This is a genomic window from Kribbella ginsengisoli (assembly GCF_039537185.1).
Lineage (GTDB): Bacteria > Actinomycetota > Actinomycetes > Propionibacteriales > Kribbellaceae > Kribbella > Kribbella koreensis.
In genome coordinates this window covers 12,332-36,072 of sequence record NZ_BAABAA010000011.1, presented here as the reverse complement: position 1 = coordinate 36,072, position 23,741 = coordinate 12,332, and the positions used below count along the sequence as shown (strand labels likewise).

At 67.5% G+C, this 23,741-nt stretch carries 19 protein-coding genes; 7 read left to right on the top strand and 12 right to left on the bottom strand.

The window, feature by feature from the left end; all coding sequences use genetic code 11:
• Positions 1–12: 12 nt before the first annotated feature.
• Together ABD768_RS31615 and ABD768_RS31610 are read right to left on the bottom strand one after the other, a co-directional pair.
• Positions 13–2,535, bottom strand: coding sequence for a X2-like carbohydrate binding domain-containing protein (locus ABD768_RS31615; protein ID WP_344846698.1), 2,523 nt, complete (start codon positions 2,533–2,535; stop codon positions 13–15).
• A 169-nt stretch (positions 2,536–2,704) separates the two neighbouring features.
• Positions 2,705–3,439, bottom strand: coding sequence for a lipoate--protein ligase family protein (locus tag ABD768_RS31610; protein WP_344846696.1), 735 nt, complete (start codon positions 3,437–3,439; stop codon positions 2,705–2,707).
• A 59-nt stretch (positions 3,440–3,498) separates the two neighbouring features.
• Between ABD768_RS31610 and ABD768_RS31605 the strand changes: the two genes are divergently transcribed.
• Positions 3,499–4,242 carry an alpha/beta hydrolase family protein gene (locus ABD768_RS31605; protein ID WP_344846694.1) on the top strand — a complete coding sequence of 248 codons (744 nt, stop codon included), beginning with the start codon at positions 3,499–3,501 and terminating at the stop codon, positions 4,240–4,242.
• A 31-nt stretch (positions 4,243–4,273) separates the two neighbouring features.
• Complete coding sequence (locus tag ABD768_RS31600) at positions 4,274–4,699, top strand: hypothetical protein (RefSeq protein ID WP_344846692.1); 426 nt, start codon at positions 4,274–4,276, stop codon at positions 4,697–4,699.
• Here the strand turns inward: ABD768_RS31600 and ABD768_RS31595 are convergent.
• Positions 4,696–5,676: a methyltransferase gene (locus tag ABD768_RS31595; RefSeq protein WP_344846690.1), complete on the bottom strand. Its 981-nt coding sequence runs from the start codon at positions 5,674–5,676 to the stop codon at positions 4,696–4,698. The two genes, ABD768_RS31600 and ABD768_RS31595, sit on opposite strands and share 4 nt — an antisense overlap.
• Positions 5,677–5,809: 133 nt before the next feature.
• Between ABD768_RS31595 and ABD768_RS31590 the strand changes: the two genes are divergently transcribed.
• Positions 5,810–6,790 (top strand): hypothetical protein, encoded by a 981-nt coding sequence (locus ABD768_RS31590; protein WP_344846688.1) that lies wholly within the window; start codon positions 5,810–5,812, stop codon positions 6,788–6,790.
• Positions 6,791–6,801: 11 nt separating this feature from the next.
• On the opposite strand, the gene ABD768_RS31585 is transcribed toward ABD768_RS31590, so the two are convergent.
• Entirely contained in the window at positions 6,802–7,536 is a 735-nt protein-coding gene (locus tag ABD768_RS31585; RefSeq protein WP_344846686.1) for a transglycosylase SLT domain-containing protein, read from the bottom strand.
• A 32-nt stretch (positions 7,537–7,568) separates the two neighbouring features.
• Positions 7,569–9,095 carry a glycosyl hydrolase family 28-related protein gene (locus tag ABD768_RS31580; RefSeq protein WP_344846684.1) on the bottom strand — a complete coding sequence of 509 codons (1,527 nt, stop codon included), beginning with the start codon at positions 9,093–9,095 and terminating at the stop codon, positions 7,569–7,571.
• Positions 9,096–9,221: 126 nt separating this feature from the next.
• Between ABD768_RS31580 and ABD768_RS31575 the strand changes: the two genes are divergently transcribed.
• The gene (locus ABD768_RS31575) at positions 9,222–10,571 is read left to right on the top strand and encodes a glycoside hydrolase family 27 protein (protein ID WP_344846682.1); all 1,350 of its coding nucleotides are present in this window, start codon (positions 9,222–9,224) and stop codon (positions 10,569–10,571) included.
• Positions 10,572–10,609: 38 nt separating this feature from the next.
• On the opposite strand, the gene ABD768_RS31570 is transcribed toward ABD768_RS31575, so the two are convergent.
• A complete protein-coding gene (locus ABD768_RS31570) occupies positions 10,610–11,302 on the bottom strand; it encodes a response regulator (protein WP_344846680.1) in 693 nt (230 codons plus the stop codon).
• Positions 11,303–11,463: 161 nt separating this feature from the next.
• Between ABD768_RS31570 and ABD768_RS31565 the strand changes: the two genes are divergently transcribed.
• Together ABD768_RS31565 and ABD768_RS31560 are read left to right on the top strand one after the other, a co-directional pair.
• Positions 11,464–11,835 (top strand): response regulator, encoded by a 372-nt coding sequence (locus ABD768_RS31565; RefSeq protein WP_344846678.1) that lies wholly within the window; start codon positions 11,464–11,466, stop codon positions 11,833–11,835.
• 22 nt (positions 11,836–11,857) lie between these two features.
• Positions 11,858–13,264, top strand: a complete 1,407-nt coding sequence (locus ABD768_RS31560; RefSeq protein WP_344846677.1) for a sensor histidine kinase — start codon at positions 11,858–11,860, stop codon at positions 13,262–13,264.
• Here the strand turns inward: ABD768_RS31560 and ABD768_RS31555 are convergent.
• The 5 genes from ABD768_RS31555 to ABD768_RS31535 all read right to left on the bottom strand — a co-directional run bounded on the left by ABD768_RS31555 (position 13,261) and on the right by ABD768_RS31535 (position 19,330).
• The gene (locus tag ABD768_RS31555; protein ID WP_343965432.1) at positions 13,261–14,547 is read right to left on the bottom strand and encodes a sugar ABC transporter permease; all 1,287 of its coding nucleotides are present in this window, start codon (positions 14,545–14,547) and stop codon (positions 13,261–13,263) included. The genes ABD768_RS31560 and ABD768_RS31555 overlap by 4 nt on opposite strands.
• A complete protein-coding gene (locus ABD768_RS31550) occupies positions 14,544–15,329 on the bottom strand; it encodes an ATP-binding cassette domain-containing protein (RefSeq protein WP_343965434.1) in 786 nt (261 codons plus the stop codon). The genes ABD768_RS31555 and ABD768_RS31550 overlap by 4 nt, the downstream gene beginning before the upstream one ends.
• Positions 15,326–16,432, bottom strand: coding sequence for a sugar ABC transporter substrate-binding protein (locus ABD768_RS31545; protein WP_344846675.1), 1,107 nt, complete (start codon positions 16,430–16,432; stop codon positions 15,326–15,328). Before ABD768_RS31545 ends, ABD768_RS31550 begins: the two co-directional genes overlap by 4 nt.
• 97 nt (positions 16,433–16,529) lie before the next feature.
• Entirely contained in the window at positions 16,530–16,961 is a 432-nt protein-coding gene (locus tag ABD768_RS31540) for a cupin domain-containing protein (protein WP_344846962.1), read from the bottom strand.
• A 32-nt stretch (positions 16,962–16,993) separates the two neighbouring features.
• On the bottom strand, positions 16,994–19,330 hold the full coding sequence (locus ABD768_RS31535) for a chitobiase/beta-hexosaminidase C-terminal domain-containing protein (RefSeq protein ID WP_344846673.1): 2,337 nt from the start codon (positions 19,328–19,330) through the stop codon (positions 16,994–16,996).
• A gap of 218 nt (positions 19,331–19,548) precedes the next feature.
• On the opposite strand from ABD768_RS31535, the gene ABD768_RS31530 reads away from it, so the two are divergent.
• A complete protein-coding gene (locus ABD768_RS31530) occupies positions 19,549–21,768 on the top strand; it encodes an NADP-dependent isocitrate dehydrogenase (RefSeq protein ID WP_344846671.1) in 2,220 nt (739 codons plus the stop codon).
• 62 nt (positions 21,769–21,830) lie between these two features.
• Here the strand turns inward: ABD768_RS31530 and ABD768_RS31525 are convergent, their stop codons facing one another.
• Entirely contained in the window at positions 21,831–23,612 is a 1,782-nt protein-coding gene (locus tag ABD768_RS31525; RefSeq protein WP_344846669.1) for an ATP-binding cassette domain-containing protein, read from the bottom strand.
• Between the last annotated feature and the right edge of the window lie 129 nt (positions 23,613–23,741).

Below are 23,741 nucleotides of genomic sequence, written 5' to 3'. Positions count from 1 at the left end.
GTCGGTGTTGCTTTACTTGGCGAGCGTGTAGCGGAGCTGGTCGTTGCGCAGGACGTCGCCGGACACCTTCACGATCTTGAGGGTGTGGTTGCCGTCCGTCAGACCGGTCTTGCTGAACACCGGCTGCGTGGTGAGCCGGGCGTCGCTGTGCAGGTTGACCCGGGTGACGAGCTTGCCGTCGATGAAGACGTCGGCGTTGCCCTGGTCCGGAGCCAGCGCGGTGACCCAGTCGACGCTGACACCCTTGAAGGCGAAGGTGAGTGACGCGCCGTCGGCCGTCGCCGCGTGCACGTCGTCGCGGTAGTCACCCTTGAAGCTGAAGTCCAGCTTCGTACTGCCGACCGGCTGGGTCGCCAGGTACTCCTTCTTGATCGTCACGACCTTGCCCGCGACGGTGTAGTCGGTGCCCTTGACCAGCAGCTTGCCGGCGTTGGCGACCGAGGCCAGCTCGCCGGGATCGCGGGCGATCTCGGTGGTGACGTCGGCCTGGGCCTGCTTGTCGAAGGACGCCGTACCGGGGTTCAGCAGGCTCTCCTGCCGGATCACCAGCTTGTCGACGAGCATGAACTGGCCGGACTTCTTCACCCCGCGGATCGTGTGGCTGCCGTTCGGCAGATCCGAGATGCTGAAGACCGTCTGCTGCGCCGACCGCGAGTCGGCATGGGTGTCCACGGTCGCCTTCAGCGCGCCGTCGACGTAGATCTCGACCTCGCCCTGGGACGGGTCCTTCTCGGTGATGTAGTCGACGCCGTTGCCGACGAAGCTGTACGAGAACGCGTCGCCGTTGGTCTCGGTGTACTGGACGTCGTCCTGGTAGTCACCCAGTCCGCGCCCGGTACTACGGCTCCACGACCCCGTGTAGACGATGCCGGAGTTGTCGTTGTTGAGCTCGACGGTCCGGGTGCCACCGTTGCCCGCGACCGGCGGCGTCTGGGTGCCGGTGTCGGTCACGTTGACCGTCAGCGGCTCGGACACGGCCGGTACCTCGTTGTTGTTGTTCCGGGTCCAGACACCGTCGTACGAGACGCGCAGGTCGTCGTCGTTGACCCGGATCGCGGCCTTCTTGGCCGGCGTGACCTTGAACAGCCGGACGCCGTGCGGCGGTACGACGGCCGCGGTGTAGCTGCCGTTGTACTGGCCGAGGTCGCGACGGGCCCACAGGTCGCGGACCGTCGCCGAACCATCCAGACCGAGGTCGGAGAACTTCGCCGTCATGTCCGCTTCGGTGGTACCGAGGTTGAACAGGGCAACGGTGTAGGAGCTGTCCGCGTTGAGCGAGTACCAGACCTGCTTGTTGCTCTTGGTCGACACCGGCTGCGCGGGACGCCCGGCCTGGTTGACCGCGATGACCTCGGGGTTGGTGAGCAGCTCGACGCCGTACTGGTCCAGCTTGGTCATGTCGTTGCCGATGTAGAACGGCGCGGCCGAGACGGCCCACAGCGTTGCCGCCGTACGGCGCTCGTCCTTGGTCAGACCGTCCATCGTGCCGTTGCCGACGTTGAGCGAGTCGAAGTCGTTCCAGCCACCGGGGCCGGCGTGACGCCACCAGTCGGCGGCCTTCGGGAACAGCCGGTTGATGTTCGGCCAGGCCGTGAGTGCCTCACCAGGGCAGTAGCACTCGACGTCCCACTCGACCCGCCAGCCGTTCGCGACCGACTTCCAGTAGTCGGCGTAGTTGATGTCGAGGGCCCAGGACAGCTCGAGCCAGATCTTGTGCCGGGCGAGCGCCTGCGACCAGCCCTTGACCTCGTCGCGGGCATCGAGGGACAGGTCGTTCTTGCCCGAGCCCGGCGTGACGCTGTCGAACTTGAGGAAGTCGACGCCCCACGAGGCCATCAGGTCGACGATCGAGTCGATGTACTTCTGCGCGCACGGGTTGTCCATGTCGACGCGGTAGCCGAAGCCCCAGTAGTCGCCCTGCTGCAGCGGCTGCTTGGCCAGGTTGCCGGTCCGGCACTCCGGGGCGCCGTAGACCGGATAGTTGGCGTCCAGCACCGCCTTCGAGATGCCCGGGATGCTGTAGATGCCGACCTTCTGGCCGTTGTCGTGGATGTGCTTGATCAGCGCCGGCAGGCCCTTCGGGTACAGCTTGGTGCTCGGCACGGGCCGGCCGTACTCGTCCGTGCCGCCGTTCCAGGCCGCGTCGATGTTGATCCGGTCGAACCCGTACGGCTGCAGCTTCTTGTGCATCGCGTCCGACTGGGCGGTGATCTGGGCCTCGTTGATCCAGTTGCCGCCGTCGTTGGAGTACACCTGCATGCTGTAGCTGCTCCACCCCATGTAGGGCTTCGCCGCGATCGCCCCCGCCGGCCCGAGCGACGGGCTCCCGCTGGTGACGACGTTCGCCGGCATCGAGATGCTGCCGGCCGTAGTACTGGTCGTGGTCTTGGTCTTGGCATCCGCTGCGTTCGGCGCGGGTTTGGCTCCGCCCGGCCCTTGAGCGGCGGAAGCGGTCAACCCGATCGGGAGGACGGCGGCGACGAGAACCCCCGCGAGAACGCCTCGCCTCGTCTTGTTACGAAGGAACCTGGACATGAAAGATGACCCTTCTTTGTGGTCCGTCCGCCCCCGCAGCTCACGCAGACCAGAACCACAGATCGGATAGGATATTGGAACCCTCATGCCTACAACAGGTGATGTCAAGATCCCAGGGGCAGGATTATTCACGCCGTTAAGTAATCGCTACCCGGGCAGCCAGGCCCCACTACGCCCGGTGGTCGGCGGCCAGCGCTTTCGCCAGCTCGATGGTGGTGTCGTCGAGCTCGGTTGGTTCTTGTACGCCGTACGCGGTGGTGATGTGTTGCTCGAAGGTGGTGGTGTCGAGGTCGGGGCGCTCCGACGTCAGGGAGCCGACCGAGGCGGCGTCGAACGGTAGGTCCAGGTGGCGGTAGATGTCGGTGAGGAGGGGGCGGAGTTGGGCATCGTCGCCGAGGATGATCAGGGTGCTGAAGAGCCAGGCGTTGCGGATTACGCGCTGGCCGGTGCCGATGAGTTTGACGGTGCCGCGGGCGTTGACGCTGTGGGCTCCGGGGCAGTATTCGCCGGGTACTGCGCCTACGCGGGCGTCGATGCCGGAGTCGCGGAGGAGTTCGGCGTACAGGTCGCCGAAGTGCTGGAATCTGGTTTCGAGGCCGTCGGGGGCCAGCAGTTCGTGTTTGACGTGGTCGATGACGAGGGCTTGAGGGGTGTAGGCGACTGGGCGGCCGCCTACGGCTCGTACCAATGGTTCGAAGCCGGCTGCTCGGGCGGATCGGACGGCGGCGGCGAAGCCGGGGAGGCGGGTGTCGCGGCGGCCGAAGACGACGACGGGAGCGGTTGGGCGGTAGATCCGCAGGGCCTCGGTGAGGTCGCCGGTGGATGCCTGGCGCACCAAAGCGTGGGCGACGGCCAGCTCCATCGCCTCGTCGCCACCCGGCAACGCACCCGAAGACAGCCGCACGCCGCCATCGTGTCACGACCGGTACTGTTCCCCGAAAATCGGAGAGGACCAAGGCACCTGTGACGACCTACCGAGACCGCTATCCACTGTCGACGCGGGAGATCAACGGCGTCACCGTCCACATCATCAGTCCCCCACCCGCAGTCGAACCGCCGGCCGGGGTTCCGTGGGTTTGGCGGGCGGAGTTTCTTGGGGCTTTCGATGACGCCGACTGCGCGATGCTCGACGCCGGGTGGCATCTGGTCTACGTCGAGGTGCCTGACCGGTACGGCGATCCGGTGGCGATGGCGGCGTGGTGGACGGCGTACCGGTTCCTGGTCGAGGAGCTCGGCTTCGACCCGCGGCCCGGTTTGATCGCTCTCAGCCGAGGTGGGCTGTACGCGATCTCCTGGGCGGCGGCCCATCCCGACTGCGTCAGCGCCATCTACCTCGACAACGCCGTCTGCGACCTCCGCAGCTGGCCCGGCGGCCTCGGCGACGCCAAACCCGCCCCCACCGAGTGGCAGCAAATGCTGAAGGTCTATGCCCTCGACCCCGCCGACCTGGACTCCGTCGCCGCAATCAGCCCCATCAGCAAACTCGCCCCACTTGCCGCTGCCCGCATCCCCCTCCTGGTCGCCTACGGAGACGCCGACCGCGCAGTACCAGCCAACGAAAACTCCATCCCCCTCGTCGCCAACTACACCAACCTAGGCGGCCCCTCCGAGGTAGTCATCCGCCCCGGCGCCGACCACCACCCCCACGGCATCGACCCAGCCACAGTTCGGGCCTTCTTCATTTCCCACAAACAGCAACGCCATTAGGTAACGCCACCCGGCGGCCCCACTCTGAGGCATGAGCCACCTCGAGGTAGTGCCCACCGAAGAACTCTCCATCCGCCGGCTGAACGTGCTGCGCGCCGGTTACGCGTTCATGGCGGTGGGACTGGCGATCGTCAAATGGCCGGTCGTCATCCAGGACGCCCGCTCGCTGCCCGTGATGGAAGGCGTCGTCGCCTGCCTGCTGACCGCGATGTCGCTGCTGGCGATCGTCGGCCTGCGGTACCCGGTCCGGCTGCTCCCGGTCCTGCTGCTGGAGGTGCTCTGGAAGGTCATCTGGTTCGTCGCGGTCGCACTCCCCCACCTCGTCGCCGGCAACGTGGACACGGAGACCGGCAGTGTCTTATTCAGCTGCTCCTTCATCGTCGTCATCATCGCTGTGATCCCGTGGCGATACGTCTGGACGCACTACGTCAAGGCTCCTGGCGCGGCCTGGCGTTAACGGGCTTCGAGGATTGACATTCGGGTGGGGGTGTCGAGGACTCGGGTCTGGTGGAGGCCGGTGGCGGTGAAGAGTTCGGCGTACTGGGCTGCGGTGCGTTCGCGGCCGCCGGGGAGGACGAGCATGTTGAGGTCGGAGAAGGCGGCTTGAGCCTCTTGGCCGGGGCGGTCGAGGATGGTTTCGATGACCAGGACGACGCCGCCTGGGTTCAGCGCGCGGGCGCAGACGCTGAGGATGTCGACACAGCGGTCGTCGGGCCAGTCGTGCAGGATCGACTTGAGTAGGTAGACGTCGGCGGGCGGGACTTCGGTGAAGAAGTCGCCTACGACGGCGGACCAGCGAGACGCGACGGCAGCGGACGCCGGTTCGGTCGCGACGACGTGTTCCTGGTCGAAGACCGTGCCGGTGAGTTGCTCGTTGCTTCGCAGTACGGCGTCCAGCACGATCCCCTTGCCGCCACCGACGTCGACCACCGTACGGAAGCCGGAGAAGTCATAGGTCTCCGCGACCGCCGTCGCGATCTTCCAGCTGAGCGCGGTCATCGTGTCGTTGAAGATCTCGTTCTGCTCCGGCTGACCTTGCCGATGGGTCCAGACGTCGACCCCATGCAACGCCTCGAAAGCATTCGCGCCAGTACGCACGCTGTGCCCGAGATGCCCCCACGCCGCCCACAGCGCCGGATCCTGCAACGTCCGCGCGAGCGGCCGAAGCGAACCGGGCACGTCCGACCGCAACATCTCCCCCACCGCCGTGTTGCTGATCGCGCCGTCCGCCTCCGCATAGACGCCGATCGCGACCAGCGCCCGCAGCAACCGCGCCAGCGTCTCCTCATCCGCTCCCGCCACGGTCGCCAGCTCGGCGACCGTCCGCGGCCCCTTCGCCAGCTCGTCCGACAGTCCGAGCTCGGCCGCGACGCTGAGCGCCGCCGAGGTCCGGAAGCCGGTGATCATCGACTCGAGCCCACCCCTGGTATCCATGGGTCCGATCATGCACCCGGAACGCCGTGGCGCACTCGGCCCGGAGCCGACTGCTTTTCGACAGCACGTGTTCAGCCAGTAGTCGCTCGCTCACCCCAGACTCGCGGGGTTGCCCCCTTCGAGAGGACAGAAGATGAGCTGGCTTGGGAAAGCGCGCGTCGGAGTCACGGCTCTGCTGGTCGCGGGACTCGGGATCTCCGGTACGTCGTACAGCTGGGCCGCGACCACCTGGCCCGGCGGGTCCGCCGTCACCATCGCCGACGCGAGCAACGTGTTCGGCACCAACCTGAGCGGCCTGTCGTTCCAGAGCGCGACCGTACTGTGGGCGGTCGACAACGGCCCGGGCAAGGCGTACAGACTCGTTCCCAACGGCGCGACCTGGCAGCCGGACCCGGTCGGCGGCCGGACCCTGCACTACAGCAACGGCTCGGGCGACCCGGATGCCGAAGGCGTGGTCGTCACGCCCGACGGCCTGGTCGCCGCGACCGAGCGCAACAACGACGACAATGACAACAGCCTGCTGAAGGTACTCCGCTTCGATCCCGACTCCTCGTCGTCGACGCTGAATGCCAACGCCGAGTGGAACCTCACCGCCGACCTGCCCGACGTCGACCCCAACGGCGGCCTCGAAGGCATCTCCTGGATCCCGGACTCGTTCCTCACCGCCCACGGGTTCCGCGACGAGCACACCGGCGCCGCCTACTCCCCCGCAAGCTACGCGGGCCACGGCACTGGCCTGTACTTCGTCGGGCTCGAGGACAACGCGACCATCTACGCGTACGCGCTCAACCAGTCCAACAGCGGCTACACCCGGGTCGCCACCATCAGCACCGGCTTCTCGGCCGTGATGGACCTGGAGTTCGACGCCGCGACCGGGCACCTGTGGGCAGTCTGCGACAACAACTGCTCCGGCCAGACCAAGACGCTGGACATCAACGCGCAGGGCAGGTTCGCGGTCACCGCGACGTACAACCGTCCGTCCGGGATGTCCAACCTGAACAACGAAGGCTTCGCCATCTCGCCGGCCTGCTCCAGCGGTCGCAAGACCGTGCTCTGGTCCGACGACGACAACACCAGCAAGCACGCGCTCCGCGCCGGCACGCTGAACTGCTAGCCGGACACCAGCTAGCTGACGGCCTTCGCGGCCTTGTCCCAGTTCTCGTGCAGGTTGTCGAGATACGACTGCGCTTGAGCCCCCGGTTCGGCACCGGTCGCGAAGGCCCTCATGTTCCCGGCCCCAGTGTTGTAGCCGAGGGCAAGCAACTCGTCCTTGCTGTACTTCCCGCTGCGCCGGTCGGGCAGCCGCCTGGCCAGATCATGCAGATGCCAGGCGGCCGCCTCGATCGCCAGGTCGGGATGATCGGGCAGCTCTTCCCACTGCCGCTTGCCGAACCGCCCACGCTTGGTGTCGTCGAAGGCCGCCCGATGCATGTTGGCGATCCCGAACGCCGAGTCTTCCTTGAGATGCTGCCACGACCGCTCCAACTGCGGGTCATGTGGCTTGTACGCCTCGTTGTACAAGATTGCCATCAGCAACTGCGCACTGACCCCGGCCCGCTTCGCATACTTCCGCACCGGTACTGCGAACTCGGCCGGATCGTAGTTGTTGTACCAATCCGCCCGAGGCTCCGTCACCTTGGGCCGCTCCGTCGTCGGCCGCTCCGTCGTCGGCCGCTCTGTCGCGCTGGGCCGGTCCGTCACACTCGGCCGCGGCGTGGCAGTCGACTTGGCCGGCTGAGGCGACGCCGACACACCGGGCTTCGACGCGGCTTCCGGTGCCGGCGAATCGTCGCCGCCACGCGCAGCCCACGCCGCAACCACGACGGCCCCAGCCACGAGCCACCACCAGCCCTTACTCACCCACACCTCGCATCCCAGAAGCGTACTGGGCCTCAGGCCTCCCCGTAGGTCACGGCCGGTTCCTGCACGTTGGTGTCGAGGCTGATGCCGAGTTGGTCGAAGGATCGCAGCGGCGTGCCCTCGAGCACGACGTCGCGAAGTACGACATCGGTGATCGCGCCATCGGCGTTGCCTGCGGCAACGAGAGGCTTCATGCCACCCTGGCTGCGGACGTTGATCCGCTCGATCCGTACGCCGGAGACCGGCCCGATCCCCAGGCCGCGCTCGCGCGTATGGATCAGCAGCCAACTCTGATTGCCGCGGTCGTGATCGAGCGACTCGATGTCGATGTCCTGATAGAAGATCCCGCTGCAAGGCTCGCTGCCGTAACAAGGATCGATCGCGATCGCCCTGGTCGCGTTGTAGACACAGCCGTTGCGATAGGTGATGTCGCGCTGATGCGAGTAGTGCCCGTTGCCGACCTTGAACGCCGCGCAATGCGTCCACGCAACCACATCGTCGAACAACACCCGCTCGACCGGTTGACGCGGATGCGGCCAGCTCATCGCGATGTTCGCATCCTCGGCCCAGGCCTTGGTCGAGTACGGATCGTCCTCGCAGATCGCGATCGCATGCCGGACCGTGACGTCTTGGCACTCGTTGATGTCCAGCACGTCGTTCTCGAACTGCCGCTGCGTCTGAAACCCCTTGTAGTTGCTGATCTGTACGTCGGAACACCGGCTCGGCAGGAACGCCCACGACCCCGAGTCCCGCCCGATGATGCCCTCGACCACCAGCCCACGCGTACCGACCGGCACCAGCAAGTGATTGAGATAGCCACTCTCCTTGCGCATCCGCGCACCCTGGCCATCGATCGTCCCCCGCCCGGAGACAGTCACGTCGACAGAGCCGGGCGCCGTCGAGACCAGCCAGGTGCCGTCCATCCCCAAACTGTCATGGTGGAACTGCGTCGAGTAGACCAGCGGAGTACCCGTTGCCCGCAGCACCGATCCGCCGGCCAGGTAGAGGTGCACCCGCGACCGCAACACGATGTTCCCGATCGTGAACACCCCCGCCGGGACGTAGACGACTCCCCCACCGGCCTCGCTCGCGGCGTTGATCGCGCCCTGCACCGAATCGGTGGCCGGGGTCCGTCCGGTCGGGTCGGCGCCGAAATCCGTGTACACGTTGAAGATCCCGGGTCCGGCGGGGCCGGGCGGATCAACCTCCTCCGGGTCGGCCGCGATCACGAGTTCGCGAAGGTCGTCGATCTTCACGATCAGGTAGCGGCTGCGGTCGAGCGTGAACGCCAGGGTGTGGCCGCTCACCTCGGCGGGGATTTCGAGGGCCAGGGGGCTTACGGAGTACGAGGTGATCTTGCGTCTCGTGCTGACCTGGACGTTCACCGTGCCCCGGAAAGAGAAGTGCGCGTAGTGGTACTCGACCCCGCCACCCGGTTCGGGCGCGAACGCGGTGACCGGCACGTTCTCCCCGTTGACCGTGACCGCGAAGTCGGCGGACACGGGATAGATCGACGGCAGCGGATAGCTGTGCACGCGGGGCGAGAGCGCGGCGATCATCAGGCCTCAATTCGCATATGTAAATGCCATACACATCAGCGGATTTGAAACGTATTAGTTCACCGCGGCAGTGTCAATGCCGTGAATTCTTGACGCCGTTAAGTAACGGCTCGTACGGTACTTGGCATGCCAACAGCCCGCATCCTCCGCCGTGCACTCGCCCTGGCAACCGCCCTTCCTGTCGTCCTGACCGCGACGCTGGTCTCCACCAGCGCGACCGCCGACGCCAAGAGCGACTTCAGCGTCAAGCCCTTCATGGGCTGGAGCAGTTGGAGTGTCCAGTCCTCCAGCAACCCCGACTACGGGACGAAGTGGCTCACCGAGGACCACATCAAGTCCGCCGCCGACTCGATGGCCAAGAACCTCAAGCAGGCCGGCTACACCAACATCAACCTCGACGCCGGCTGGAACGCCAACTGGAACTGGGAGTTCCGCACCGACGCCAACGGCATCCCCGAGGCCGACCCGGAGCGCTTCCCGAACGGCATCGCCAGCCTGGCCCGCTACATCCACGGCAAGGGTCTCAAGATCGGCCTGTACGGCGGCGCCGGACTGCAGACCGCGATCTACGACAAGAACGCGCCGATCGTCGGCACGAACTGCACGACGCAGGACATCACCGTCTACCCGCTGACCAAGACCAACATGTGGGGCGGCGACTGGAAGATCGACTTCACCAAGCCCTGCGCGCAGGCCTACTTCAACTCGATCGCGAAGAAGTTCGCTTCCTGGGGCGTCGACTTCGTCAAGGTCGACGGCGTCACCACCGACAACATCGCGGACATCAAGGCCTGGTCGCAGGCGATCGACCAGAGCGGCCGCAGGATGTGGCTGACCGCCAGCGCCTGGCCGGTACCGCGTGACGCCGGCGAAGGCCTGGCGCCCTGGGCGAACAGCGTCCGCGTCGACACCGACGTCGAGTGCTACTGCAACACCGTCGCCACCTGGACCAGCTCGGTCGACAACCGCTGGGAGGACCTGCCGAACTGGCTCGACGTGGTCAGGCCGAACTACTGGCCGGACCTCGACTCGATGCCGATCAACAACAACACCGGCACCGGCATCCAGGACGGCATCACCGACATCGAACGGCAGAGCGTGATGACGTTCTGGTCGATGGCTTCGTCACCCTTGTACGTCGGCGGCGACCTCGCCAACCTCGACCAGAGCGCGAAGGCCATCCTCACCAACCGCGAGGTGATCGCGGTCGACCAGGCCGGCGTGATCCCGACCCGGGTCACCGACGGAACCCTGCAGGTATGGAAGAAGCGCCTCCCCGACGGCCGTCTCGCCGTCGCGGTCTACAACCTCGGCGACACCCCCGCCGACATCACCGTCGGATGGAGTCAGCTCGGCCTCCACGGCAGTAAGAAGGTCCGCGATCTGGTGAATCGCCAGGACCTCGGCAAGGCCAACAAGTCCTGGACCGCCGCGTCCGTACCGTCCCACGGCTCCCGCCTGATCACCCTGTCCTGATCATCCGGTCCTGATCACGCTGTGCTGACCGGAGGCGGTCAGCGACTCTCCAGAAAGGTGACGACGGCGAGGACCCGGCGGTGGTCCTCGTCCGTCTCCGGCAGGCCCAGCTTGGCGAGGATGTGCCGTACGTGCTTCTCCACGGTGCCTTCGGTCACCCAGAGGCGCCGGGCGATACCGGCGTTCGACCGGCCCTCCGCCATCAGCTCTAGTACTTCGCGCTCGCGCGGGCTGAGGCCGGCGAGCGGGTCGTTGTGGCGACGGGCGCTCACCAGTTCCTGGACCAGCGCGGGGTCCATCACCGAGCCGCCCCGGACGATCCGCCCGACCGTGTCGATGAACTCCTCCACGTCCGTCACGCGGCTCTTCAGGAGGTAACCGATCCGCTGACCGGTCGCCAGCAGCTCCATTGCGTGCTCGACCTCGGCGTGGGCCGACAGCACCAGGATCCCGGTCGCCGGGAGCTCGTTGCGGATCTCTCGGGCGGCATCCAGTCCCTCGACCGTGTTCGTCGGCGGCATCCGGATGTCCAGCACGACCAGGTCGGGCTTCAGCTCGCGGACCAGCGGGAGGATCCACTGACTCTCGCCGGTCTGCCCGACCACCTCGAGCCCGGACCGCTCGAGCAGGCTCGCCAGCCCCTCGCGCAACAGCACGTCGTCGTCAGCCAGCAGAACCCGCGTCCGGCCGTCCTCGGTCCCGGACAACTCGCCCGGCGAGTTGATCGCCATTACCTCAGCCTATCGCCGGGCCCCGGCCGAGCAGCCCACGGCCGACCGGACCACGCCGACCGGACCACGCCGACCGAGCCACGACGACCGAACTACGGCGGGCCGGACGGATTCCGGCTACCGGGAATGCGGACGGTACAGCGGCTTGAGACAGTGGATGCATGCTTCGGTGCCTGATCGTCGACGACAGCGAGCGATTCCTCGCGGCCGCGCGGACGCTCCTGGAGCCTGACGGCATCTCGGTGATCGGTACGGCGTCGACGGGTGAGCAGGCGCTGCGCCTGGCGGCCGAGTTGCGCCCGGACGTCCTGCTGGTCGACATCGACCTGGGCGGTGAGAGCGGGCTGCGGCTCGCCGGGCAGCTGGCTGCGCAGGCCGGCACGGACCCGATCCCGATCATCCTGATCTCCCTGCACTCCGAGGAGGACTACGCCGAGCTGATCGCCGCCAGCCCGGCGATCGGGTTCCTTCCGAAGACTGCCTTGTCCGGCAGCGCCATCACAGAGACGCTCGACGGTGTCCGTGGGCGGTAGAAACGGTCTGACCGTTCGCACGATGATCGCGACCGGCCTGCTGGCCTTGATGATCGGTGCCACCTTCGCCGTGTTGCTCTCCTCGATCGCGGAACTGCGGGCGATGGAGCACCGCGCGGAGCAGTCCGAGAACGTCCTGGTCGCCACCAACCGGCTGGAGCGGCTGGTCGTCGACCTCGAGACCGGTCAGCGCGGCTTCCTGCTGACCGGGTCCGCGGAGTTTCTGCAACCCTGGCAGCAGGCCCGAGCCGCCTTCCCCCAACAGGCCAGCGCACTCGAGGACCTGGTCGCAGGCAGTACCGAGCAGCACGCGCGCGCCGTGCGTCTCACCCAGGCCGGCACCTCCTACCTGCATGACTACTCCGAACCTCTGATCGCCGCCGCACAACGGAACAGAGCCGCGGTCAACGTCCTCGCCGCGACCGAGGAAGACCAGCGACGGGTCACCGCGATGCGCACCCAGTTCGATCAGTTGCTGGCAGCTGAGAGCCAACTGGCCGCAGTACGGCAGGACAGCGTGGACGGCGTGGCTCGCCGCGCGATCATCGCAGCGGCCGCCGGCCTGACTGGCTCAATCCTGCTGGTGGCGCTGTTCACCTGGTACCTGAACTCGCGAATCCTCCGCCCGGTACGCCGAACCGCCGCGATGGCCGGTCGACTAGCCGCCGGCGACCTGAGCGCACGAGTGCCCGGCCGTGGCGTGGGTGAGATCGGCGTACTCCAGCGCAGCTTCAACACCATGGCCGCCGCGGTCGAGCAAGGACGGCGGGAGCTGGCCGGCTCGCGGGTCCGGATCGTCGCGGCCGCCGACCGGGCCCGGCGCAGGATCGAACGCGATCTGCACGACGGGACCCAGCAACGACTCGTGTCGCTTGCCCTTCAGCTCCGCGCGGGCGAGGCAGCGGTACCGGCCGAGCACCCGGAAGTACGGGCCCAGCTCGCCGACGCCGCTCGCGAGCTCACCACCGCGCTCGACGAACTGCGTGAGCTCTCCCGGGGCATCCACCCCGCGATCCTGACCGAGGGCGGCCTCGGTCCAGCCCTCAAGTCGCTGGCCCGCCGCAGTACCGTCCCGGCGGAGGTGGCGGTGGAGGTGCCGGGCAGATTGCCGGAGCCGGTCGAGGTCTGCGCGTACTACGTCGTGTCCGAAGCACTGGCCAACACCGCCAAGCACGCCGACGCATCGACCGTGTGGATCGATGCCCGGGTAGCCGACGGCCGCCTGCACCTGTCCGTCCGCGACGACGGCCGTGGCGGCGCGGCGGCTGCCGTCGCGGACGACCGCGGCGGCGCGGCGGCCGATCGCGGGTCAGGGCTGACCGGGCTGGCGGACCGGGTCGAGGCACTCAACGGCACGATCTCGGTAGCCAGCCCGGCCGGAGCGGGCACCACGCTGCTCGTCGACCTTCCGGTGCAGCCGGGCGCCTAGGTCGCTCGCGCTCGGCGGACCACCGCATCGAAGCCTGCCGCGAGAAGCAGTACGGCACCGGTGACGACCCACTCGTAGCCTGCCGAGTTCGCGCCCTGGATGAGGTCGCTCATCCCGTTGATGATGACGGCCACGACCAGGCCACCGAGAACGGCGTCGATGATGCGGCCGTGCCCGCCGAACAACGACGTACCCCCGATGACCGCGGCACCGACCGCCAGCAACAAGGTGTTGCCCGCACCGGCGTTCGACTGCACCGACTGCAGCAGCGAGGCTGCGACGACTCCGGAGACAGCGGCCATACCGGAGCAGATGACGAACACGGAGATGCGAATCCGAGACACCACGATGCCGGCCCGCCGCGATGCTTCCTCGTTGCCGCCGACGGCGTACAGGTGCCGGCCGTACCGCGTGCGGCTGAGGACGAAGTGCCAAACCACGAACAGGATCACCAGCAGCACGACGACCCACGGCATGCCTTGCGCCGAGTTGTCGAAGAACGCATTGGTGGACACGTTGCGGTTGACGCCCATCTCGTAGGTGAACGCCGCCCCGAGCACAGCCAGTACGACGACCTTCCCCGCGATCACCGTGTACGGCGGCCGGGACAATCCGGACCGCACCCGCCCGAGCGCGTCGTTGACCTTGGTCGCGGCGTAGCCAACCACCACCAGTGCCAGCAGCACCCAGCCGAGCCAGAGCGGTACGAAGCTGTTCTCGAGCTTGATCAGTGGCGAGCCGTCGGGCAGGATCACCGACCCTTGGCCGCCGATCAGGATCAGAGTGACGCCCTGGAACGCCAGGAAGGTCGCCAGCGTGATGACGAACGACGGGATGCCGACCCGGGCGCGTAGCCAGCCCATCCCGAACCCGATGGCCAGGCCGACAACGAGACCCGCGACCAGCGCCAGCCACCAGGAGGCGCCGTGCCGCAGGATCAGTACGGCCGTGATCGCCGAGCACAGGCCGCCCGTCGTACCGGCGGACAAGTCGATCTCGCCGAGCAGCAGTACGAAGACCAGGCCCATCGCCATCACGATGATCGGCGCTGCCTGGATCACCAGCGCTTCGAGGTTGTAGGCGCTCAGAAAGCCCTGGTGCACCCAAGCGAAGACGCCGGTGATGACGACCAGTCCGACCAACGCCGGGATCGAGCCGAGCTCGCCGCCCCGCACCCGGCCGGCATAGTCCTTGAGGTAGGCGACCAAAGCCGCCAGTCCCTCCCCCGGCTCGTCCGGCGCCGGTTCGTCCTGCTGGACCAGCTCGTCCACCTGCGCGCTCATACGACCGCTCCGGAGGACTCTTCGGGCGACAACCCCAGGTCACCCGAACGACCCGCCGTGATCAGCTCGACCACCTGCGTCTGGGTCACGTCCTTGCGCCTGACCTGGGCCGCCATCCGGCCGAGGAACAGTACGCCGATGGAGTCGGCGACCCGCATCACGTCGTTCATGTTGTGCGACACCAGGATCACGGCGACCCCCTGCTCGGCCAACCTGCGCACCAGGTCGAGCACCTGCTCGGTCTGGGCGACCCCGAGGGCAGCCGTCGGCTCGTCCAGGATGACGACCTTCGACTTCCACAGCACCGACTTGGCGATCGCCACCGTCTGACGCTGACCGCCAGACAGGCTCGCCACCCGTTGCCGCACCGATCGGACGGTACGGACCGACAGCGAGGTCAGCGCCTGCCGGGCCAGCTTCTCCATCGCGTTCTCGTCCAGCGTGCGCAACCGGGTGATCTGCTCGCGGCCGAGAAACATGTTCTGGACGATGTCGAGGTTGTCGGCCAGGGCCAGGTCCTGGTAGACGATCTCGACCCCGAGCAGCGCCGCATCGCGGGGGCCGGCGACGGTGCGCGGTACTCCGTCGAAGAGCAACTCCCCCGCGTCGACCCGGTAGCTTCCGCCGATGCACTTGACCAGCGTCGTCTTGCCGGCCCCGTTGTCGCCGACCAGTGCGGTCACCTCCCCGGCTGTCGCCGTGAAGTCCACCGACGACAGCACATGGACCGGACCGAAGGACTTCTCGATACCCCGCAGTTCCAGGGTGGGTCGCGACGTCATGGCGTCTTGATCCCGTTGGCGCTGCACAGGGCCACCAGCGCGGGAGTGGGGCAGACGGCCGCGGCGGTCACATAGCCATCCGTCACCGGCAGGGCGACATTGGCCTTGGTGATCACGGTCGGATCGGCCAGGTACGCCGGAACCGCACGGCCGGTCGACGGATCCTTCACCGTCGTCGGGGCGGTCGGCTTCTGGCCCGCGAGGATCTGGCCGGCGAGTTTGATCGCCACGTCGGCCTCACCGGCGACCGGCTTGTAGATCGTGAACGCCTGGCTGCCGGCCATCACGTTGTCGAGTCCGCCCGCGGTGGCGTCCTGTCCGGAGACCGCGACCTTGCCCACCAGCCCCTGCGCCTTGAGCACGTTGATGACGGACTGCGCCATCGTGTCGTTGGCGACCATCACCGCGTTGAGGTTCGGGTGCTGCCCGAGCATCGTGGTGAACACGGTCTGCGCGGTGGCGGCGTCCCAGTTGCCGGTCTGGTCGGCCAGCTTGGTCCAGCCGGGCTGCTTGGACAGTACGGAGTTGTAGCCCTGGGCGAACTGGGCCGCGTTGTTGTCGGTCGGCGCCCCGTCGATCTCGACGTAGCCGACCGCCGTCTTGCCCTTCACCTCGGGGGCCTGGGTCAGCGCGGTGCCCTGGTCCTCACCGACCTTCACGTTGTCGTAGGACACGTAGTACGACGCGGTGCCGCCCGCGGTCAGCCGGTCGTAGTCGATCGTGACGACGTTGTGCTGCTTGGCGAGCGCCTCGATGGCCTTGCCGGACCCCGAGTCCAGGTTCACCACCAGCAGGACGCCGACGCCGGTGTTGATCAGGGCCTGCGCCTGCGACTGCTGGGTGGTCGCGCTGCCGTTGGCGTTGTCGATGTAGCAGGTGAGCTTGGCCGCGTCACACTGCTTGCGGAGTTCGGTGGGATCGGCCGACACCCAGCGCGGCGAGGTCGCCGTGTCGGGCAGCAGGATGCCGACCTTGTTGTTCGCGGGCGGGGTGCTGCCCGAGGACGTCGTCTTGTCGCCACAGGCAGTCAGCCCGGCCGTCGCCGCGACGACGACCCCAGTCACCGCCACGGCCCTACGGAGTACATGCGAGGAAGCCTTCATACTGGCCAGATTCGTCCGAACCGGACCCCGAATCATCCCGGCAGACGCCCATCTCCTGTACCTGCTAGCAGGTACAGGAGATGGCTGACCGCCAGGGCTAGGCCTTCTCCATGCCGAAGCGCGCCATCAGCTCCCGTTCTTCGTCCGGGGTTGGCGGCTCGCCGCGGTTCCACAGCTCGTGAAGCTCAGCGAAGTACGCGTCCATGGCCGGCGTATGGATCACCAGGAGCCGTGCCTCCGCGTCGCCACCGTTGCCGAAGGTGTGCGGCGTACCCCGAGGGATCAGCACGAATCCCTCGGGGCCGACGGACAGCTCCTCGTGGCCGGCCTGGATGGCGACCAGACCGTCGAGCACGAAGTACGCCTCGGTGCAGTTCGTATGGCGGTGGGGCGGTGGGCGGCGTCCACCGACCGGCAGGGTGCGCTCCATCAGCGACAGGTCCCCGTCGTCCTGACCGGCCAGCGCCTTGAAGAACATCCGGCTGCCGCGAGCCGTGTACTCCTGCTCCGACTCGCCCGGACCCAGCATCCGCACCACCGCCACCACTCCTTTCGGGGCACTTAGGGGTAGTTCACCACGTTGACCGGCACCGTGCCTGGCGGCGTGACTGCTCCGGTGTCGTTGATGACGTGGGTGATCACGCCCTGGTAGTTGAGTGAGACCGTGCAGAGGCTGTGGAAGCGGACATTTGCGTTGTTGGGAACCTCGAACGCGTTGTAGGCGCTGACGGACGGGTTGACGTTGAAGAAGTTGTAGCTACCCAGTCCCCAGGCCTCGTGGGACGTGACGTTGTCGCCCACCTTGTACGCCGGATAGCCCGCCTTCCCGCTCGGCCGGTTCCAGCTCGCCTGGTTCGGTACGTCGTACGGCATCTCGTTCTGGAAGAAGATCGTCTTGCCACCCTGCCCGTTCCAGATCACCTGCGACTTCTGGTAGTGCTCGACGAACAGCCCGGTCGCCAGCACGTTGTTGCCGTTGACAAGCAATCCGGTGTCCGCGGTCGCCTGCGTCCAGCCCCAGGTGCCCGCGTTGCCGTGGTCGGCGCGCCAGGCCCAGATGTGGTCGATGATCACGTTGTTGCTGTTGACAACAAGACTCGTCGTGGCGTGGCCGGCGATCGAGCCGCCGATCCGGAAGAACACGTCCTGCAGGGTGGTCGGGTTCGCCGCGTGGTTGGCGGATGATCCCGACGCGCCGACGGTCAGCAGCGCGGCGCTGTTCGTCGTACCGGCGTCGAACAGCAGTCCCTTGATCCGTACGCCGTCCACGTCGGCGACCTGCATCGCGTTGACCCCGTTGTCCGGGATCAGCGTCGGGTAACCGATGCCGAGCACGACGGTGTTGGCCCGGTTCACATTGAGCGTCTGGTTGAGGTGGTAGACGCCCGGCGTGAAGAACAGGTTGCAGCCGGCCGTGAGCGCCGAGTTGATCGACGAGGCGGTATCGCCGGACTTCACCACGTAGAACTGGCTCATCGGGATCGACGTGCCCGGCGTCGAGCCGTTGGCCCAGCTGGCGCCCGAGGCGTTGGTACGCAGCGACGGCGTGAAGACCCGGTACTTCCCGGCGCTGTCGATGTAGAGGTAAGGCACGTCCCGCGAGACCGGCGTGGTGGCGAGGGTCGTCTCGGGTGGGTTGGGGAAGGTGGTGGCGGGCGCTCCCGGCGTACCGGAGAACACCATGTTCCAGACGCCACCGGCCCAGCTGCCGAGGTTGCTGTCCCGCGTGTACCACTGCTGCTGCGAGATGGACGCCGTCTCGCCGGACACCTTCGTGTCAGCGATATAGCCACCGCTCGCGAAGCCGTAGCTGGCCGGGTAGAGCTGCAGGTTGCCGCGGATGTCCATCCGGCGGAACGGCGCCGCCTGCGCGACGGCCCAGCGGTTCGAGCCGCCGATCGGGTTGACGGCCATGTTCTCGGCGGACCGCCAGAAGTTCTGCAGTGCCACGCCCTGGTCGGACGCGTTGAACGCATCGACGGTGATCGCGCCGTTGATGACCACATCACCAGGGTTCTGGCCGAGGCCGGCGACCGACGTGTAGTAGCCGACGTCGTCGTGGACGCTGTACGCGCCGGGCTTGAACAGATGCGCGATCCGGCGATCGGCCATCTGCGCGGTCAGCGTGTCCTTCTGGTTGTTGAAGTCCGTGTCGAGCTGCGCCTGGATCGTCGCGGCCGACATGCCCGGGTCGAAGATCCGCGTGTTCGGGCCGAAGTTCGGTACGTCGGGCTGGGTCGTGCACCCGGTCGGTACGGACCCGATCGTGTACGACGCGCTGCCGACGGCCGAGGTGGTGAGGCCGGACTTGATCCCGATCGCGTTGACCGTCCGGGTCGTCGGGACGCTGATCGGGCCGGAGTACAGGGTCGAGGACGCGGTCGGCGTGGAGCCGTCGACCGTGTAGCGGATCGTCGAGCCCGCGGTCGAGGTGGAGATCGTCACCGTCTGCGCGGAGGTGTAGTTGCCACCAGCCGGCGAGAAGGTCGGAGTCGCGACCGTCTGCGGCGGGGTCGTGCCGCCGTGCGTGTAGCTGAAGTGCGGGGTGTCGTACTGCGGTCCGCTCTTCTCGTACGTGAACCAGTAGTCGATGACAGTGCCCGACGACAACCCGCTGACGGTCGTCCGCCAGGTGCCGCCGCTGAGAGTCATCCGGACGTTCTGCTGACCCTGTGCGGTGCCGGTGTAGTGCACATCGACGTACAGGGCGGCCGTCGTCGGGGTGAAGGCGATCTGGGCCTGGGTCGCGTTCAGCGACGTGACCGACTGGGTGTAGTCGTCGGCAGCCGTCGCCACGCCACCCACCAGGAGGGTCGAGCAGACGGCCAGGACGAGTGCGGCGATCGCCGCGCGCCAGCGCAGACGGCGTCGGCGGGTCGGGGCAGGGGTGGGTATCACGGAAGCACCTCCGGGGGCGGAAGAAGGCGAACTCCCGTGTGAGAGCGCTCACACGGACCTTGAAGGTAAACCGGATCGGGCTCCGGGGGAAGACCTCGGCCACCTTCCCCGTGAGCATCACCACTCCCCTCCGGCGGCGGCCGGTCCGCCGACTAAGGTGGGGTTGCCTCCCGGGGTGGCCCGGGGAGCGACATCGACGGAGCAGAGGACAGACGCGAGTGACTGAGTCGACCATCATCTACACCCATACGGACGAGGCCCCGGCCCTGGCGACGTACTCGTTCCTGCCGGTGATCCAGGCGTACGCCGCGCAGGCCGGTGTGGGCGTGGAGACCCGGGACATCTCGCTGGCCGGGCGGATCATCGCCGTCTTCGGCGACTACCTGACCGAGGACCAGCGGATCCCGGACGCGCTCGCCGAGCTCGGCGCGCTGACCAAGACGCCGGGCGCGAACATCATCAAGCTGCCGAACGTCTCCGCCTCGGCCCCCCAGCTCAAGGCCGCGATCGCCGAGCTGCAGTCGCAGGGCTACGCGCTCCCGGAGTACCCGGACGAGCCGAAGACCGACGAGGAGCGCGACATCCGCGCCCGCTACGACTCCACCAAGGGCTCGGCCGTGAACCCGGTCCTGCGCGAGGGCAACTCCGACCGCCGCGCGCCCGCCTCGGTGAAGAACTACGCCAAGAACCACCCGCACCGGATGGGTGCCTGGACGGCTGACTCGAAGACGAACGTCGCGACGATGGACGCTGACGACTTCCGCACGACCGAGACGTCGACCGTGATCGAGGCCGACGGCACGCTGCGGATCGAGTTCGCCGGCGCCGACGGCACCACGTCCGTACTGCGTGAGTCGATCCCCGTGCTGGCCGGCGAGGTCGTCGACTCCTCGGTCATGCACGTCGCCGCGCTGGACGAGTTCCTGACCGCGCAGATCGCCCGGGCCAAGGCCGAGGGCGTGCTGTTCTCGGTCCACCTGAAGGCCACCATGATGAAGGTGTCCGACCCGATCGTCTTCGGGCACGTGGTCCGCACCTTCTTCCCGAAGACCTTCGCGCAGTACGGCGCGACGCTGGCCGCGGCCGGCCTGTCCCCCAACGACGGCCTCGGCGGCATCTACAACGGCCTGGCCGCGCTGCCGGACGGTGACGCGATCAAGGCGTCCTTCGACGCGGAGCTGGCCGACGGCCCGGCGCTCGCGATGGTCGACTCGGACAAGGGCATCACCAACCTGCACGTGCCGTCCGACGTGATCGTCGACGCCTCGATGCCGGCCATGATCCGTACCTCCGGCCACATGTGGGGCCCGGACGGCGCCGAGCACGACACGCTCGCGGTGCTGCCGGACAGCAGCTACGCCGGCATCTACCAGGTCGTCCTCGACGACTGCCGCGCGCACGGCGCCTTCGACCCGTCGACGATGGGCTCGGTCCCGAACGTCGGCCTGATGGCGCAGAAGGCCGAGGAGTACGGCAGCCACGACAAGACCTTCGAGCTGGCCCAGGCCGGCACCGTTCGGGTGGTCGATGCCGACGGCAACGTAGTACTGGAGCAGGAAGTGGCCGCGGGCGACATCTTCCGCGCCTGCCAGACCAAGGACGCGCCGATCCGCGACTGGGTCAAGCTGGCCGTCACCCGGGCCCGCGCGACCGGCGACCCGGCCATCTTCTGGCTGGACGAGACCCGCGCCCACGACGCGAACCTGATCAGCAAGGTCGTCAAGTACCTCACCGAGCACGACACCGAGGGCCTGGTGATCAAGATCCTGGCGCCGGTGGACGCGATCAAGTACTCGCTCGAGCGGATCCGGCGCGGCGAGAACACCATCTCCGTCACCGGCAACGTGCTGCGCGACTACCTGACCGACCTGTTCCCGATCCTCGAGCTCGGCACCAGCGCGAAGATGCTCTCGGTCGTCCCGCTGATGGCCGGCGGCGGCCTGTTCGAGACCGGCGCGGGCGGTTCGGCTCCGAAGCACGTACAGCAACTGGTCAAGGAGAACTACCTCCGCTGGGACAGCCTCGGCGAGTTCTTCGCCCTGGCCGCCAGCTTCGAGCACCTCGCCCAGACCACCGGTAACGCCCGCGCCCAGGTCCTGGCCGACACCCTCGACCGCGCCACCGCGACGTTCCTCAACGAGGACAAGTCCCCCACCCGCCGGGTAGGCGGCATCGACAACCGCGGCAGCCACTTCTACCTGAGCCTGTACTGGGCCCAGGAACTGGCCAACCAGACCGACGACGCCGACCTGGCCAAGTCATTCACCCAGGTCGCCGAAACCCTGGCCACCAACGAGCAGACCATCGTCGGCGAACTGATCGCCGTCCAGGGCTCCCCCGTCGACCTAGGCGGCTACTACCAGCCCGACCCCGCGAAGGCCGCAGCCATCATGCGTCCCTCCAAAACCTGGAACGAAACCCTCGCAACCCTGAGCTGAGCCCAATGCAAGGCGCCCGGTCGATCCGGCCGGGCGCCTTTGCGTTGTCGCCGGAACGCTGGTCAACTGTTCATGACCGCGGCGCCCATCAACGAGGCGAAGACTCCGTTCGGGATGGCCAGCAGGTCCTCCGGGCTGCCCTCCTCGACCACGTCGCCGCTCTCGCTCAAAACGATGACGTGTGTCGCCGTCGAGACGAACTCCAGGCGGTGGCTCACCATCACGACCGTTCGGCCCGGGTCGGCCATCCATTCCGTCATCGGCTCCCGGACCTCCGCGAACGTGAAGGCGTCGACGCCGGCGAGCGGTTCGTCCAGTACGACGATGGGGGCCTGGTCCACCAGGATCCGGGCCAGTGCCAGGCGCTGTTTCTGTCCTTCGGAGAGCCGTCTCGCCTGCGCTTCGAGCAGTTCGACGGCGTCGGCCTCGCAGCCTGCCAGCCGAACCGTCCGGAGTGCCCCGGCGAGCACGGAGACGTCCGTTTCTTCGGCCGCGAACAGGTTCTCGCGGACGGTTCCGTCGATGACGTGACCGGTCTGGGACAGGTAGCTCATCTGTCTCAGCAAGTCCTCGTGATCCCAGGAGTCGACCCGCCTGCCGCGGACCTTGACCTCCCCCAGCTCAGGCGTCAGGAAGCCGAGCAGCATCCGCGCGATCGTCGACTTGCCCGCGCCGGATCGGCCGACGATCAAAGCCACACCGCCGACCGGGACGCGGAAGGAGCAACCCTGCAGGACCGGTCTGCCGGCCTCGTAGGCGAACGAGACCTGCGCGAACTCTGCCTCCCACGACGAACCGGCGCCGGACTCTGCCGCGACCACGGGCGTAGTGGCGGCCTCCTCCCGCGCGAGCAGGCGCAGCAACGTCCGGGAGGTCGACATCGAGCGCCTGACGCTGTCGTAGCCGTACAGCATGTTGCGGATCGGGCTCATGATCCGGGTGAACAGCGAGACATAGAAGTACGCGTCGCCGACGCCGTTCACATTGGCACCGCGGGCCGCGGCGACCAGCACGATGCCCAGGATGGCGATCAGCCCCAGATCCTGGATGAGGTTCACCAAGCCGCGATAGACGCTCTCCCGGGTGGACAGATCCTTGTCGATCGTTCCCAGCTGATGACTCGACCCGGCGAGGCGGCCGACGTAGTGGGGCTTTCGCTCGTGGGCCAGCAGGACGTCCCGGTTGGCCAGCACGTCGTTGGTGAATCCGAACAGCTGGCGGCGGCGTTCGTCGTACTTCTCCCGGCGGTTGTTCAGCCGCCGGCCCTGGTCCCAGCTGAGCACGGCGAGAACGGCAGCGAGGCCCAGGCACAGGCCCGCGAATCCGATGTGCACGTTGGTCAGCACGATGACGATGGTGGCCAGGCTGAAGACGTACTGCCCCGCCTCGACCAGCAACGTGTAGGCACTGGACACTGCGTGCGCACCTTGTTGGACCGCTCCAGCCATGCCGCCCGGCTCGTCCTCCAGGTCGACCGGCACGGACGACTTCGTGAAGGCGTTCTGCACACCGGCTTCGAACAGCCCGGAGAAGAGCCGCCGGGTGATGCTCTCCCGCGAACTCGTGGTCACGACGCCCAGCAGCACGCTCACCAGGCTGACCGCCACGTAGATGGCGATGCCCCAGCGGAAGGCGACTCCGCTGAACAGCGAGTTCGCCAGGTCGCTCACCCAGTCGGAGTCGCCCGAGCCGATCTCGCCGAGGGGGCGCGACCCGATCGGGCCTTGCTCGTTCCCGTTCACCACGTCGGCCACCGCCGCGATGATCCGGGACTCGATCAGAGATTTGACGGTGGCGATCGTGCCCGCGATGAAGGCGCCGACGACCACCGTCGCAACCGCCACCTTGGAGCGCCTGAGCGCAGACCGCAGGTATGGAAGCGTGACTCGCCACATGATCGGCCCCCCAGCCTCGTTGCCTGCTGCTCCCCGCGAGCACCTCACCAGCCCCCCGGTGAGATGCCGATCCATACG